Genomic DNA, 14576 nt, shown 5'->3' with positions numbered 1-14576 from the left:
GAATCAGCCCCTTTCCTTCGGTTCGGCCGCACCGCGATTCGGTGTGACCGGGATGCGGTGCAGCCGGCCGGACAGCGAGAACCGGTCGCCGCGATAGCGCACGTACTCGAGGTCGACGGGCCGGCCGGAATCGGTGTAAGTGAGTCGTTCCAGGAACAGCAGCGGCGAGCCGGGCCGCACCGCGAGCAGCCCGGCTACCGTCGGATCGGCGGCGACGGCCTCGATGGAGACCGCGGCCGAGCCGAGCGGCAGCCCGAGTTCCGCCTCCAGCAGGCCGAAGACGTCGCAGCCGGTGAGATCGCACTGCAACAGCGGCGCGCCGACGTCGGCGGTGAGATAGCTGGCGTCCAGCGACAGCGGCGCGCCGTCGAGATGGCGGACGCGTTCCAGCGCCACCACCGGTGTGCCCGGCTCCAGCTCGAGCCGCTCGGCGACGATCGGTGTGGCGGGCACGAGTTCGGCCAGCAAGACCGTGTTGACCACGCGGGCGCTGCCCGTCTCGAAGGTCTCGGCCAGGCCGCGCAGTCGGTCGAGACCTTGCACTGCCTTGTCCGCCACCACGAAAGTGCCCGCGCCGGGCACCCGGTCGACGAGCCCCTCGTCGCGCAGCAGGGTGAGCGCGTCGCGCACGATATTGCGGCTTGTGTCGAAGTCGGCCGCGAGTTGGCTCTCCGAGGGCAACGGCAGATTGCCGTAAACACCGCTGCGGATCCGTGCCCGCAGAATGTCCCTGACCCGCCGGGCGGGCGCCGAGCGGCGTCCGGTGCCGGGATACGTTCTGCCTGTCATGCGGCAAATGCTGGGAACGGATCGTTACGCGCGACGTTTCCGGTGATTACCAGGTGGTTACGCCAGTTCCGTTACCGAGCGCGGAGCTCTCACCTGCGAAAACGCGTGGGCTCCCGCGAGTATCACCAGTTGACTCAGCCGTCCGATTCGGTTCGCTCGGCGATCTCGGCCAGCAGACGCGCCGGACCCGAGAGCGGGAAGCGCGGCCGCCACACCACACGGAACCGCCGAGTCAGCGCGGTGGATTCGGTCAGTGATACCTCGACGAGCGTCCCGCGCTCGAGTTCGGGCGCGGCGATCAGCCTGCTGACCACCGCCGGCGCCACCGCGGTGCGTGCAGCGGCGATGATCGTGGCCGCCGAGCCCAGTTCCGCGGCCGGTCGGGCAGGCTCGCCGAATCCCGCCAGAACCTCCCGGACCGCGTCGCGAGTTCCGGATCCCGGCTCTCGCCACAGCAATGGAGTGGCGGCCAACTCCCGCGGCGATACCCCGCCGCGGCGGCGTGCCCACGGGTGAGCGGGAGAAACCACGACGACGAGTTCGTCCGTACCGAGCACCCGGCTACCGAGATCGGCGGGCGGATGCGGCCCCTCGACGAAGCCGAGGTCGGCGGCCTCGCGGCGAACCAGTTCCAGCACTTGACTGCTGTTGGCCACCTCCAAGGCGACCGCCACTTCCGGGTGGGCGCCGCGCAGCACCTGCAACCACTGCGGAATCCGATGGTCGGCAATGGTTTTGGAGGCGGCGATGCGCAATCGCGGAACGTTGTCCGCGCGCAGGGCGGCGACCGCCGTGCCGAAGGAGCGAGCCGACTCGAGCACGGGGCGCGCGTGGTCGACCACCGCGCGACCCGCGTCGGTCAGCGCCGAGCCGGTCGGCCCGCGGTCCAGCAGCCGCAGGTGCAGCCTGCGTTCCAGTGCGCTGATTCGCATGCTCGCGGCGGGCTGGCTGATGCCGTGGCGGCGGGCCGCCGCGCCGAGACTGCCTAGTTCCGCGACAGAGACGAGCAGATCGAGAACATCCAGATCGGGCGTTCCCGGTGGCAGCGTCATGAGCACCGATTATGGGCCCGGCGGCGACCCGGTGCGTGACCCAAGGACATAAGCGAATCTTATGAGGTCCTCGGGATGCGCTCTCTACCGGGGTGGCCTGGGTGGCGCGAGGGTGACAAGCGTGCGCCGTCTACCTCGTCTTCTCCCCGGGCTCGCGCTGGTTGCCGGGCTCGCCACCGCCGCGACACTGATCGACCGGGCGGCGCCCGTCGTCGGGGCGCCGGTGTTCGCACTAGGCGCGGGCGCGCTGGTCGGACTCGCGCGCAGAAGGGCGGTCGACGAGGACGGCGTGTTCGGCCCAGGACTGGCGGTGACCAGGCAGCGTGTGCTCGGGCTAGCCATCGTGCTGCTCGGATTGGGGCTGCCTTTCGGCGCGGTGCTGAGCGTGGGGCGGCAGACGGCGGTGGTGTTGGTCGGCACGGTGATCGCGGGCGCGACCGCCGCGGTCGTGGTCGGCAGGCTGCTGGCCCTCGACCGGGAATCGGCGACGCTCGTCGCGGTGGGGTCGACGATCTGCGGAGCGTCGGCGATCGCGGCGGCGACCGCCGTCATCAAGCCGGACCGGGAGCGGGTCGCCTACGCGCTCGGCACCATCTTCGTCTTCAATGTCCTTGCGGTGCTGGCATTTCCGCCGCTCGGCCGGTTGCTCGGCATGTCCGAGGAAGCATTCGGGTTGTGGGCGGGCACGGCGATCAACGACACCTCTTCGGTGCTGGCGGCGGGCGCGATCTTCGGCCCCGCTGCGGCGCAGTTCGCGGTGATCGTGAAATTGGTGCGCAGTCTGCTGATCGTGCCGATGTGCGTGGGGTTGCATCTCGGGCAGCGGCGGGTTGGGACGTCCGGCGGTGGGCGACACGGCGCTTGGCAGCGCGACGACAGCCTGCGACTCAGCGCTGGCCATCGCGACGACAGCCAACCCGACAGCGGGCGATACAGCGCCGGGCAATCCGACAACAACCCATCCGACGACGGGCTGCACGGCGCATGGCAAGCCGACAGCGGACCCGGCAGTGGCCACTGGAGAACGCGGCAAGCCGACGCCGACCACCGGCCAGCGGCATGGCGGGTGATCCCGCTGTTCGTGGTGCTCTTCGTGGCAGCCTCGGTGATCGCCGGGTTCGGGTTGGTGCCGGAATCGTGGTCCGGGCCGCTCGGCGCGGTGAGCGCGTGGTTGATCGCGGCGATGCTTGCCGCCATCGGGACGTCGCTGTCGTGGCAACGGGTGCGAGCGGCGGGTGTTCGGCCGCTGGTCTTCGGGGGAGCGCTCAGCCTGGTACTTGCGTTGTCCTGCTTGGCCATCCAGCAAGTCACCGGGTGGTTGTGAGGACGTCGACCGGGCCCGAGCGAGTGTGCAGGTGATCGCCGCGCCCCGGACGGCGATCGAGACTCAGCTCTTGCTACGCAGCACACATAACGGCCGGTCCCGCTGGTCGCGGCGGGACGATCGGCCCGTTACGCGCGGTGTCCTGCCCTGAGACCGATCGGATGGCTATGCGGCCACCCGATCGCGGCCATCGAGCAGACATCCGCCGACACGAGGGACAATGTCAGGGTGACGTGCCTCGTGTGGTACGCCGCCTACGGCTCCAACATGCATCACCGCCGTCTGCACTGCTATCTGGAGGGCGGCCGACCCGAAGGCGGCGCGATCGAACTTCCCGGGTGCCGCGACCATTCCGCGCCGCAGCGATCCCGGCCGCTCATGCTGCCCGGCCTGCTCTACTTCGCCACCGAATCGCTCACCTGGACCGGCGGCCGCGGCTTCTACGCGCCGGACGCCGCGGGCGAGACCGCCGCCCGCGCCTACCTGCTGACGGCCGCGCAGTTCTCCGACATCGTCGCCCAGGAGATGTACCGCCCGCCGGGCGACGACCTCGACCTGACCGACGTGCTCGCCAACGGCCGCACCGCGCTCGGCCCCGGCCGCTACGAAACCCTGGTCCGCGCAGGAACTCTCGACGGCCACCCGATCCTCACCTGCACCGCCCCTTGGCGCCACACCGACCTCCCCGGCAACCCGCCCTCCCCCGCCTACCTGCGCCATTTGGCCGCGGGCATCACCGAATCACACGGCTGGCCGCTCCCCCGCACCGCCGCCTACCTGGCCACCCGCCCCGGCGCCGACCTGCACTGGACCCCTACTTCCGTCGCCAACCTCCTCCGCACCACCGATCCCCCGCCGGTCCCCGCCGAATGACGCCCGCAGGTTCACAAGCCTCGCGGAGCTGTGCGTTCTGCGAGCGCCGAAGGGGTCCGCGTGGTCGTTCGCCCGCCACGGAAAAGCATCCGGCCGCACGGGTTTCCGTGCGGACGGAGACGTACAGGCGAGAGATCAGGACAGGTTCAGCGAGCGGCCGATGATCTCCTTCATGATCTCGGTGGTGCCGCCGTAGATGGTCTGGATGCGCGCGTCCATGTAGGCCTTGGCGATCGGGTATTCCTTCATGTAGCCGTAGCCGCCGTGCAGTTGGAGGCAGCGGTTGATGAGGTCGAGCTGTTCCTCGGTGCTCCACCACTTGGCCATGGCGGCGTCTTCGACGGAGAGCTTGCCCGCGTTCAGGTCCTCGATGAAGCGGTCGACCATGATGCGCACGGCGGTGGTCTTGGTGGCCAGCTCGGCGAGCACGAAGCGGGTGTTCTGCAGGGCGCCGATCGGCTTGCCGAACGCCTTGCGGTCGCGCACGTACTGACAGGTCATCTCCAGGCAGGCCTCCATCGCGGCGGCGGCCATGACGGCGATGGACAGGCGCTCCTGCGGCAGGTTGTGCATCAGGTGGATGAAGCCCATGCCCTCGGTGCCGAGCAGGTTCTTGCCGGGCACCCGCACGTCGGTGAAGCTCAGCTCGGCGGTGTCCTGGGCCTTGAGGCCGATCTTGTCCAGGTTGCGGCCGCGCTCGAAGCCCGCCATGCCGCGCTCGACCACCAGCAGGCTGAAGCCCATCGCGCCCTTCTCGGGATCGGTCTGGGCGACCACGATGACGATGTCGGCGTTGACGCCGTTGGTGATGAAGGTCTTGGCGCCGTTGAGGATCCAGTCGTCACCGTCGCGGACCGCGCGGGTCTTGATGCCCTGAAGGTCCGAGCCGGTACCGGGTTCGGTCATCGCGATGGCGGTGATGATCTCGCCGGAACAGAAGCCGGGCAGCCAGCGCTGCTTCTGCTCCTCGTTGGCCAGATCCAGCAGGTAGGGCGCGATCACATCGTTGTGCAGCGTGAAACCGAGGCCGGAGTACTGGCCTTGCACGGTTTCCTCGGTGACGATCGCGTTGTAGCGGAAGTCCTTGACCCCGCCGCCGCCGTACTCCTCCGGGACGGCCATGCCGAGGAAGCCCTGCTTGCCCGCCTCGAGCCAGACCTCGCGGTCGACGATGCCCTGCTCTTCCCACTTCGCGTGGTTCGGTGCGACGTGCTGATCGAGAAACTTGCGGAACGACTCCCGGAACAAATCGTGTTCGGGCTCGAACAGTGTGCGCTCCACACCAACCTCCTAGTGACCACACCGGGCGGTCCACACCAGCCCGTCGTTACCGCATACGGTACCCGGAACCGGAATGGCAGTTCACTTCACGTCCGAAATTCGCGGGTTCACCTGGTCTGGCAGCTTCGAAACGGGCGCAGACGTGACGATTCGCGACAAACCTGAGGCAAGATTAATACATAGCGTTCCGCTATGAAAGTCGGTTCAGGCCGGTAAGTCGAGGCCCTTGGCCAGGATCGGCCAGGACGCGACGAGAGCGTCTTCCCAGTAGCCCCACGAGTGTGTGCCGACCGGCTGAAAATCGAAGGTCGCGGGGATGCCGAGCTGGTTCAGGCGGGCCTGCATGTTGTGCGTGCAGTAGTTCGAGGCAGCCTCGAGCGCGCCGCCGACAGTGAGCTGATTGGCCAGCCCGCCGACGCCGGGCAGGGTGTACGGGCCATCGAGGGTGTCCCATTGTCCCGGGATGCCACTGCCCGTCGACAGGAACAGCTCGAGCCCGCGCAAACCCTCGGCGTTCAGGTAGGGATCATTGGCCGCCCACAGCGGATCACCCTGCGGGCCGTACATGTTCGCGGTGTCGCCGCCGCCCGCGGAGACCACCGTCCTGACGAAGTTGTAGCCGACCGGGTCGCTGATCTGGGCGCAGCCGCTGTAAGCCGCGGCCGCGCGGTACAGCCCGGGCGCGGCGATCGGCAGTTGCAGCACCGACGTGCCCGACATGGACAATCCCGCGATGGCGTTGGTGCCGTTCGTGCCGAGAGCGCGGTCGATCAACGGCGGCAGTTCCTCGGTCAGGAACGTTTGCCACTTGTTGACCCCGAGCGCGGGATCAGCCGAGCGCCAGTCGGTGTAGTAAGTGAACGCCCCGCCGACCGGCTGCACGACGTTGACATCCTTTCCGGCCAGGAACTGCAGCACGGTGGTGCGCTGTTGCCAGGTCGCCGTGTCCTCGCCACCGCCCGCGCCCGCGAGCAGGTACAGCGTCGGACGAGGCGACGAGGCGTCGGCCGGACGCTGCACGTCGATGTCGATGGTCCGGTCCATGGCCGCCGAATACACCTGAAGCCGCAGGTTGCGCTCGTCCAGCACGGTGGTGTCGACGATGCGGGAGCCGTCGGCTTGCGTCCTGAAGCCTTGCGCGGCGAGCGAATCGTCGGCTGCCGCGATCGCCGTCCCGCCGCCCGCCGTGGCCGCGCCGCAGAGAAGGGCGATGGCGGCGGCCGCGGCGGCCGATCTGCTTCGTTTCCTGCGCATCTCCCCACGCTACGTACCCGTAGCTGAGAGATTGCCAAGTGAATTCTCGAGATCTTCTCAGAAAGGTTCAGAACGGCAGCAAGCCGCGCACCCGACCGATCAGGGTGCGACCGGAATCACGGTCGCGCTCGCCGAACAGGAACTTCAACTCCTCTTCCAGCGCCTTGCGTACCACGTCGCGCAGGTCGGAAGCCGCGACGTCGAGGTCGTCGGCGTCGCACCACGGCGCCGGGTCGATCGGGGTGCCCGCGGAGAAGTAGAACCGTTCGGGGCGCGGGATCAGGGTCGGGCCGACGCCACGCAGCAGCGGCGGGGTGAGGTCGCGCTTGAGGCCGAGCGCCTCGACCGTCCAGCGCAGCGGACGCATCACCGGGTGATCGCCGTCGAAGACGATGTCGAAGGCGTCATCCACGCCGATCATGGCGACCGGAACGATGGGCGCGCCCGCCTCGATCGCCATCCGGGCGAATCCGGTGCGCCCTTCCCATTTGAGCACGTACTTCTCGTTCTTGCGGCGCACCGCCTCGCGGCCGCCGCCGGGAAAGACGATGACCGCCTCACCCTTGGCGAGCAGCGCCATGCAGTTGTTCCGGTTGCCGCGGACCGCGCCGTAGTAGTGCAGGAAGTGGCGCAGGCCGGGCACCGCGATCAGCACGTTCTCGGCGAGGCCGCGGATCAGCCTGCCGCGGCGACGCAGCACCTCGGGCATCAGCAGCGGGGCGTCGATGCCGCCCATCAGGTTGTGGTTGCCGACCAGCAGCACCGGGCCGTCGGCGGGAATGTTGTCCAGGCCGTAGAAGCGCGGACTCGTCCACGCGCGCACCGGCGCGAGCAAGGCTTCGATCAATCGGATGTCGGTCTCGTCGAGACGCACCTCCAGCGGCGCCCCGTCGGTCAGCACCGCCGCGGTAGGCGAGGATTCAGGCATTGGTGGCTACCCCATCGCATGTCGGATCCCGGCACATCGTCGTACGGAATTAAGGTCCCCTGCGCCGCAGTCGAATACGGCATCCGGGCCGATGCTACCGGATGACGTTGTAACAAGTTGCAACATGGGTGGTCGTCAAGTGTGACCCGCCACAACCTTTGCCACGACGGAGTGGCGACAGGGCCGCCAACCGAGCATCGAAAAATACTGTGGGCGAACGGGATACGGCACCGAAACGGATCAACGCCCGGCGGAACGACAAACCGTCACGTCCGTTATCGGCACGATAGCGAACGTGACGGTCGGTTCTATTTCCGTCCGATTCCGCGGTCTACGCGGACGGCCCTTCGTCGGGGCCCGCGCCGTCGCCGCCCGCGTGCGCGTATTCCGACAGCGCCGCGGCCAGCGCGTGCGGTACCCGCGCCCGGACCCGGGTGCCCGCCTCCTCGTGAGTGGAGGACAGGATCCGGCCGTCGGCGTGGATGCGCGCGAGCAAGTCGCCCCGGGTGTACGGCAGCAGCACGCCGACCTCGACGTCCAGTCCGCCGAGCACCTCGGCCAGCCGGTCGAGCAGGCTCTCGATGCCCTCGCCGGTCTGCGCCGAGACGAACTCGGCGTCCGGCAGCAGCGCGCGCAGCCTGGTCAGCTCCATCGGATCGACGGCGTCGATCTTGTTGAGCACCAACAGTTCCGGCGGTGCGGCCGCGCCCTGCTCCTTGATCACGTCGGTGATCACCTCGCGCACGGCCTTGATCTGCTCCGCGGGCATCGAGTCGGAGCCGTCCACCACGTGCAGCAGCAGATCGGCGCCGGTGACCTCCTCCAGCGTCGAGCGGAACGCCTCGACCAGCTGGGTCGGCAGATGCCGCACGAAACCGACGGTGTCGGTGAACACGACCTCGCGGCCGTCGTCCAGATCGGCGCGCCGAGTGGTCGGATCCAGGGTGGCGAACAGCGCGTCCTGGACCAGGAGGCCCGCGCCGGTGAGCGCGTTCATCAGGCTGGACTTGCCCGCGTTCGTATAGCCGACGATGGCGACCTGCGGAATGCCCGAGGACGTCCGCCGTGCCCGCTTGGTCTCGCGCGCGGTCTTCATCTCCCGGATCTCGCGCCGCAACTTGGCCATCCGCTCGCGGATGCGGCGGCGGTCGGTCTCGATCTTGGTCTCACCGGGACCGCGCAGACCGACGCCGCCGTTGCTGCCCGCGCGACCACCGGCCTGCCGGGACATCGACTCACCCCAGCCGCGCAGCCTGGGCAGCATGTACTCCATCTGGGCCAGCGCGACCTGCGCCTTGCCCTCGCTGGAGGTGGCGTGCTGGGCGAAGATGTCCAGGATCAGGGCGGTCCGATCGATCACCTTGACCTTGACCACCTTCTCCAGCGCGGTCAGCTGGGCCGGGGTCAGCTCACCGTCGCAGATGACGGTGTCGGCGCCGGTCTCCAGCACCACCGAGCGCAGCTCGTCGGCCTTGCCGGAACCGATGTAGGTGGCCGGGTCCGGCCGGTCGCGGCGCTGGATGAGCGCCTCGAGCACCTCCGAGCCCGCGGTCTCGGCGAGCGCGGCGAGTTCGGCCATGCTCGCCTCGGCCTGGGCCGCCGAGCCCGAGGTCCACACGCCGACCAGCACGACCCGTTCCAGGCGCAGCTGCCGGTACTCGACCTCGGTGATGTCGGTGAGTTCGGTGGACAGACCGGCGACGCGGCGTAGCGAGCTGCGTTCGTCCAGCTGCAGCTCACCGACCGTCGGCTCCATCGTCCAGCCGTTGCGCTTCATTCGGGCGGCACGCTCGGCCACCACGTCACCGGAGCGCGCGGTGTCGTCGGCCGAGTCGACGAAGTCGAAGTCGTCGTCGGCCGGATTGATGTCGTACGTCTCTGAATTCCTCATACACCATCCATGCTGCCAGGTGCGACGACCCGGCGCATTCCGTTATTTCGGGGCGCGCTCAGCGCCCGTTCCACCACTGTTCGGCCAGCGTGCCGGTGGCGAGCAGCACCGAAGGTCCGCGCAGCCATGCCGCGCCGCCCTCGAGGCCCACGGTGACCGCGCCGCCGGGCACCCGCACCGTCACCTGGCCGGTGTCCTCGGCGATGCGGAAGCCATCGGCGGCCAGCGCCGCCGCGGCCGCCGCGACGGTTCCCGTTCCGCAGGAACGGGTTTCGCCGACGCCGCGTTCGTAGACGCGCATGTCGACCGAACGGTCCGCGTCCAGCGAGGTCAGGATCTCGACGTTCACCCCGTGCGGGAAGAGATCCGGGTCGTAGCCGGGCGGGACGCTCAGATCGAGTTTGCCGAGCGCCTCGGCGGTCAGACCGGAGTCCACGCAGGCCAGATGCGGGTTGCCGACATCGATGCCGATCCCCTGATAAGCCCAACCAGCGATGGTCGCCGTTGATTCCCCGAGCTCCTTCGCTCGGCCCATCGTGACGGTGACCTCGCCCTCGACGGGTCCGCCCGCGTGCACGACGACCGGCCGGGCGCCCGCCCTGCTGCCCACCACGTACTCCGCGCGCGATTCCCGCCCGGTCGCGGTCAGGTAGTGGGCGAAGACGCGCACGCCGTTGCCGCACATCTCCGCGATCGAGCCGTCGGCGTTGCGGTAGTCCATGAACCAGTCGTCCGCGCCGACGCCCTCGGGGAGGTCCGCGAGCACGCCCGCGTCCCGCAGCGCACCGGCGCGCGCGACCCGCAGCACGCCGTCGGCTCCGAGGCCGCGCTGCCGGTCGCAGAGCGCGGCGACGCGGTCCTCGGTCAGTTCGAGCCGGACATCCTCGTCGGGCAGCACCACGAAGTCGTTCTGGGTGCCGTGCCCCTTCGTGAACTCGATGTCCGTCACGTGTGCGTTCTCCTCGTCGTCGTCATCTGGCAAACGTCCGGCGCTGCCGGGAAATTTCGTACAGTGCGACCGCGGCCGCCGAGGGCGCGCCGAGCGAGCTGGCGGTGCCGCCCATGGGGATGGAGACCAGGTCGTCGCACGCATCCTGCCAGGCGGCGCTCATCCCGCTGGTCTCGTTGCCGATGACCAGGATGGTCGACTCGGTGAAGTCCTGGTCGAACACCGCGTGCGAACCGTGCTCGTCGGTGCCGACGATCCTGGTCGGGATGCCGCGGGCGACCTGGCGGTCGCGCAGCGCGAGCACCTGCGCGGGTCCGGCGGCGCGATAGACCGGGACCGCGAACAGCGAGCCGGTGGAGGCGCGCACGGACTGCGGGTCGTACTGATCGGCGCCGTGACCGGTGACGATCACCGCGCAGGCGCCGAAGGCGTCCGCGGACCGGATCAGGGTGCCGAGGTTGCCCGGCGAGTTCGGGCGGTCGAACACCACGATCACCGGCGCGTCCTCGCCGGGTTCGCCGGGTTCGAAGGTGTCCAGCTCGGGCTGGCGCGAGATCGCGACGGCGACCAATTCCGGTATGTTGCTCGCCTTCTCACCGAGTTCCGCCATCAGCTCCGGCACCAGCCCGACCTGCGGCACGTCGGTGGTGTCGAGCACCTCCCTGGCCCAGCCGGACAGGTCGGGCGCGCCGAGCCGGTAGAGCAGGGTCTCCAGCGGCCACCCATTGGCGATCGCCTGGGTGATCGGTCGCACGCCCTGCACCAGGAACCGGCTGTCGCGGTGGCGCTTGGTGCGATTGTTCAAGTAGGCCTGCCACACCTGCACCGAGGCGTTTCGGGTGCTGACACGTCGGGTCACAGCGAGTTCCGTTCTGTGTTGTCGATCTGCCGCATCGCCGCGCCGAGCAGGTCGGGATCGGCGCCGTCCACCCAGCGCACCCTGGGATCGCGGCGGAACCAGGAACGCTGTCTGCGCACGTAGCGGCGAGTGCCGATCAGGGTGCGTTCCCTGGCGTGGTTCAGGTCGTATTCGTCGTCCAGGTAGGCGAGGACTTGCGCGTAGCCGATGGCGCGGCGCGCGGTGACGCCCTCGCGCAGGCCGTGCTCGAGCAGGCCGCGCACCTCGTCGACGAGTCCGGTCTCGAACATGAGCGCGGTGCGCCGCTCGATGCGCGCGTCCAGCTCGGCGGTGTCGCGGTCGACGCCGAGGATGACGGTGTCCCAGCGCGGCGCGCCGATGGTGGGCGCCGAGGCCGCGAACGGCTGCCCGGTGAGCTCCACGACTTCCAGCGCCCGCACCATGCGACGGCCGTCGGTGGGCAGGATGGTGTCGGCGGCGACCGGATCCGCCGCGCGCAGCGCCGCGTGCACGGCGGCGACGCCCTGCTCCGCGAGCACCTGCTCCCAGCGGGCGCGCACCACCGGATCGGTGGCCGGGAACTCCCATTCGTCCAGCAGCGCCTGCACGTACATCATCGAGCCGCCGACGATGACCGGCGTGCGGCCGCGAGCCAGGATGTCCTCGACGTCGGCGGAGGCCGCGCGCTGATAGGTGGCCACGCTCGCGGTCTCGGTCACCTCGAGCACGTCGAGCTGGTGGTGCGGGATGCCGCGGCGTTCGGCGACGGGCAGCTTGGCGGTGCCGATGTCCATGCCGCGGTAGAGCTGCATGGCGTCGATGTTCACGATCTCGCCGTCGAGGCGGGCCGCGAGATCCAAGCCCAGATCGGACTTGCCGGTGGCGGTGGGGCCGACCACCGCGATCGGCACTCTCATCACACCTCCCGTTCCGGTCGCCAGACGCTCACGTGATAGCCAACTCCGAAAGGCGCGGCCCGGTAATGGGTTTCGACGGAAGGATCGGACGGATCCACGGCGAACAGACCGCCCAGAACTTGATAGGCGGCGCGCCCCGACACGGCCAGCTCCGCGCACAGCGCCGGATCGAGCGCGCGCAGCGCCGCCCGGTCCCCCGCGCTCAACGCCCGGTCGAGCTCGGCTTGCAGCGGGACCGCGCGCTCATCGAGATATCCGGGCGACTTGACGGTCAAGGTGGCGGCGCCGTCGGCGACGACCAGGACGCCGCGCGGCTCGTCGTCCGCGTCGAGCTCGGCACGTAGCTCGGCGCCCAGTTCCAGGCACCGCGCCGCCGAAGTGTCGGCCGCGGTCAGGCGCGCGGTGGCGCGGGCGTCCGGCGCGACCCGTCCCCGCAACCATCCGGCGATCAAGACGGGCAGCGGCAGCCGCGGATCGGCGGCAAACCCGGGCGCGGTGGCCGAATCGGCCAGCGCGACACGGAGATCCACGCCGAAACCTTCGAAGGTTCCGGCGGATTCGGGTCCGAACACATCGTCGGCGGATCCGACGCCGAGCACCGTCCACCGCCGCGTCACCGCCGCGAGCGCCCGGGCCGCGTCGAGCGCGGCGGTGCGCAGTACCGCGGGTGGGTCGTCCGGATCCGCCCCGCTGCCCATCGCCGCGGCGCCGCCTAGTTCGGGCACCAGGATCGGCGGCGACGGGACCAGGGCCGCAATACTGAACACGCGGTAAACCGTATCTGTTCGGGCAGCGGGGCCGGCGCACGGCGGTACCGAGACGCACGCCGGTCGGCTTCGAGTGTCTGTAGCGTCAATTCGCCACGAGATTGATAGTGTCGACATGCGACAACCCAGGTCACCACGGGTTGCCGGTCCCGGGTCCCAGCCCGGGAAGAGCGTAGATCAGATGGTCTCGAGGGCTCGGACCGGGTTCAATGGGATGAGCTAGGGCGTAACCAGGCAGCCGTGACGCGCGGCAGGGACGGAGAACAATGACCGACAGCAACGGAACCGCGAAGGCCAATCCCGGCACGACACCGCGCCCCTCCGGTGCCCCGAAGCCCGGTGGCCCGTCAGCCCATCCCAAGCCGCACGCGGTCAAGCCCGCCCCGGGCCCGGCCGCCCAGCAGCACCCGCATCCGGTGGTCGTACCGACCGTCACCGACCCCAGCCGCTGGGGCCGGGTCGACGAGGACGGCACCGCCTGGGTGAAGACGGCCGAGGGCGAGCGGATCGTCGGCTCCTGGCAGGCGGGCGACGCCGCCGAGGGCCTCGCGCACTTCGGCCGCCGCTTCGACGACCTCGCCACCGAGGTCGCGCTGCTGGAAGCGCGGCTCGCCGCGGGCGCCGACGCGCGCAAGACCAAGGCCGCCGCGCTCGCGCTGGCCGAATCGCTGCCCACGGCCGCCGTCATCGGCGACATCGACGAGCTGGCCAAGCGACTGCAGGCGATCACCGAGCACTCCGAGGAAGCGGCCGCGCACGCCAAGGAGGAGAAGGAGCGCGCCCGCCACGAGCACACCGAGCGCAAGGAAGCGCTGTGCGCCGAGGCCGAGCAGATCGCCGCCGAATCCACCCAGTGGAAGGCCGCGGGCGATCGGCTGCGCGAGATCCTCGACGAGTGGAAGTCGATCCGCGGCGTGGACCGCAAGGTCGACGACGCGCTGTGGAAGCGCTACTCCAAGGCCCGCGAATCCTTCAACCGCCGCCGCGGCGCGCACTTCGCCGAACTCGACCGCGAGCGGGCCGCCGCCAAGGCGCGCAAGGAAGAACTCTGCGTGCGGGCCGAGGAGCTGTCCGGCTCCACCGACTGGGTCGGCACCGCGGCCGTCTTCCGCGATTTGCTGACCGAGTGGAAGGCCGCGGGTCGCGCCCCGCGCGAGGCCGACGAGGCGCTGTGGCGGCGCTTCAAGAGCGCGCAGGACGTGTTCTTCGCGGCGCGCAACGCCGCGGTTTCCGAGCGCGACGCCGAGTTCGAGTCGAACGCCGCCGCCAAGGAAGACCTGCTGCACCACTACGAGCACATCGACCCCGCGGGCGGTCTGGACACCGCGCGGGCGCAGCTGCGCGAGTTGCAGGACAAGTGGGACGCCATCGGCAAGGTCCCGCGCGAACGCATCCAGGAGCTCGAGGGCAAGCTGCGGACCATCGAGAAGCGGGTCCGCGACGCGGTGGACGCCCAGTGGCGCCGCACCGACCCGGAGGCCGTGGCGCGCGCCGCCCAGTTCCGCGAGAAGGTCGCCCAGTTCGAGGAGCAGGCGGCCAAGGCGCAGGCGGCGGGCAAGCAGCGCGACGCCGAGAAGGCGCTCGAGCAGGCCAAGCAGTGGCGCGAGTGGGCCGAGGCCGCCGAAGGCGCTGTCAGCAACCGCTGATTTCGCTGGCGGCCAAGGTTTTTCGGCCGCTCCGGTAGCGTCGGCC

General features: G+C 69.9%; 13 protein-coding genes. 3 read left to right on the top strand and 10 right to left on the bottom strand.

Translation table 11 applies throughout. The features are described 5' to 3' along the window. Nucleotides 1-3 precede the first annotated feature (3 nt). Nucleotides 4-789, bottom strand: a complete 786-nt coding sequence (locus ABZV58_RS08690; RefSeq protein WP_354999535.1) for a GntR family transcriptional regulator — start codon at nucleotides 787-789, stop codon at nucleotides 4-6. A 134-nt stretch (nucleotides 790-923) separates the two neighbouring features. After that, a complete protein-coding gene (locus ABZV58_RS08685) occupies nucleotides 924-1841 on the bottom strand; it encodes a LysR substrate-binding domain-containing protein (protein WP_354999534.1) in 918 nt (305 codons plus the stop codon). 121 nt (nucleotides 1842-1962) lie between these two features. Between ABZV58_RS08685 and ABZV58_RS08680 the strand changes: the two genes are divergently transcribed. Then, nucleotides 1963-3165 carry a putative sulfate exporter family transporter gene (locus ABZV58_RS08680; protein ID WP_354999533.1) on the top strand — a complete coding sequence of 401 codons (1203 nt, stop codon included), beginning with the start codon at nucleotides 1963-1965 and terminating at the stop codon, nucleotides 3163-3165. 228 nt (nucleotides 3166-3393) lie between these two features. Next, nucleotides 3394-4038: a histone deacetylase gene (locus tag ABZV58_RS08675; RefSeq protein WP_354999532.1), complete on the top strand. Its 645-nt coding sequence runs from the start codon at nucleotides 3394-3396 to the stop codon at nucleotides 4036-4038. A gap of 135 nt (nucleotides 4039-4173) precedes the next feature. On the opposite strand, the gene ABZV58_RS08670 is transcribed toward ABZV58_RS08675, so the two are convergent. The 8 genes from ABZV58_RS08670 to ABZV58_RS08635 all read right to left on the bottom strand — a co-directional run bounded on the left by ABZV58_RS08670 (nucleotide 4174) and on the right by ABZV58_RS08635 (nucleotide 12884). Continuing rightward, the gene (locus tag ABZV58_RS08670) at nucleotides 4174-5319 is read right to left on the bottom strand and encodes an acyl-CoA dehydrogenase family protein (protein ID WP_354999531.1); all 1146 of its coding nucleotides are present in this window, start codon (nucleotides 5317-5319) and stop codon (nucleotides 4174-4176) included. Between the two features lie 204 nt (nucleotides 5320-5523). After that, nucleotides 5524-6573 (bottom strand): alpha/beta hydrolase family protein, encoded by a 1050-nt coding sequence (locus tag ABZV58_RS08665; RefSeq protein WP_354999530.1) that lies wholly within the window; start codon nucleotides 6571-6573, stop codon nucleotides 5524-5526. A gap of 67 nt (nucleotides 6574-6640) precedes the next feature. Continuing rightward, nucleotides 6641-7501 carry a lysophospholipid acyltransferase family protein gene (locus tag ABZV58_RS08660; protein ID WP_354999529.1) on the bottom strand — a complete coding sequence of 287 codons (861 nt, stop codon included), beginning with the start codon at nucleotides 7499-7501 and terminating at the stop codon, nucleotides 6641-6643. A gap of 331 nt (nucleotides 7502-7832) precedes the next feature. Continuing rightward, nucleotides 7833-9278, bottom strand: a complete 1446-nt coding sequence (gene hflX / locus ABZV58_RS08655) for a GTPase HflX (protein WP_354999858.1) — start codon at nucleotides 9276-9278, stop codon at nucleotides 7833-7835. Nucleotides 9279-9450: 172 nt separating this feature from the next. Next, complete coding sequence (gene dapF, locus ABZV58_RS08650) at nucleotides 9451-10332, bottom strand: diaminopimelate epimerase (protein ID WP_354999857.1); 882 nt, start codon at nucleotides 10330-10332, stop codon at nucleotides 9451-9453. A gap of 31 nt (nucleotides 10333-10363) precedes the next feature. Further along, on the bottom strand, nucleotides 10364-11200 hold the full coding sequence (locus ABZV58_RS08645; protein WP_354999528.1) for a TrmH family RNA methyltransferase: 837 nt from the start codon (nucleotides 11198-11200) through the stop codon (nucleotides 10364-10366). Next, complete coding sequence (gene miaA / locus ABZV58_RS08640) at nucleotides 11197-12117, bottom strand: tRNA (adenosine(37)-N6)-dimethylallyltransferase MiaA (RefSeq protein WP_354999527.1); 921 nt, start codon at nucleotides 12115-12117, stop codon at nucleotides 11197-11199. Before miaA ends, ABZV58_RS08645 begins: the two co-directional genes overlap by 4 nt. After that, a complete protein-coding gene (locus ABZV58_RS08635) occupies nucleotides 12117-12884 on the bottom strand; it encodes a hypothetical protein (protein WP_354999526.1) in 768 nt (255 codons plus the stop codon). The genes miaA and ABZV58_RS08635 overlap by 1 nt, the downstream gene beginning before the upstream one ends. A 266-nt stretch (nucleotides 12885-13150) precedes the next feature. On the opposite strand from ABZV58_RS08635, the gene ABZV58_RS08630 reads away from it, so the two are divergent. Next, nucleotides 13151-14530, top strand: a complete 1380-nt coding sequence (locus tag ABZV58_RS08630; protein WP_354999525.1) for a DUF349 domain-containing protein — start codon at nucleotides 13151-13153, stop codon at nucleotides 14528-14530. Nucleotides 14531-14576 lie beyond the last annotated feature (46 nt).

This window comes from Nocardia sp. NPDC004654 (assembly GCF_040609595.1).
GTDB lineage: Bacteria > Actinomycetota > Actinomycetes > Mycobacteriales > Mycobacteriaceae > Nocardia.
This window is presented reverse-complemented; position numbering and strand designations above follow the sequence as displayed.

Bases quoted from the DNA above. Each gene is read 5' to 3' on its own strand.
- ABZV58_RS08660 (WP_354999529.1), bottom strand. From the start codon at position 7,501: ATGCCTGAATCCTCGCCTACCGCGGCGGTGCTGACCGACGGGGCGCCG.
- ABZV58_RS08665 (WP_354999530.1), bottom strand. From the start codon at position 6,573: ATGCGCAGGAAACGAAGCAGATCGGCCGCCGCGGCCGCCGCCATCGCC.
- miaA (WP_354999527.1), bottom strand. From the start codon at position 12,117: ATGAGAGTGCCGATCGCGGTGGTCGGCCCCACCGCCACCGGCAAGTCC.
- hflX (WP_354999858.1), bottom strand. From the start codon at position 9,278: ATGAAGCGCAACGGCTGGACGATGGAGCCGACGGTCGGTGAGCTGCAG.
- ABZV58_RS08685 (WP_354999534.1), bottom strand. From the start codon at position 1,841: ATGACGCTGCCACCGGGAACGCCCGATCTGGATGTTCTCGATCTGCTC.
- ABZV58_RS08630 (WP_354999525.1), top strand. From the start codon at position 13,151: ATGACCGACAGCAACGGAACCGCGAAGGCCAATCCCGGCACGACACCG.
- ABZV58_RS08690 (WP_354999535.1), bottom strand. From the start codon at position 789: ATGACAGGCAGAACGTATCCCGGCACCGGACGCCGCTCGGCGCCCGCC.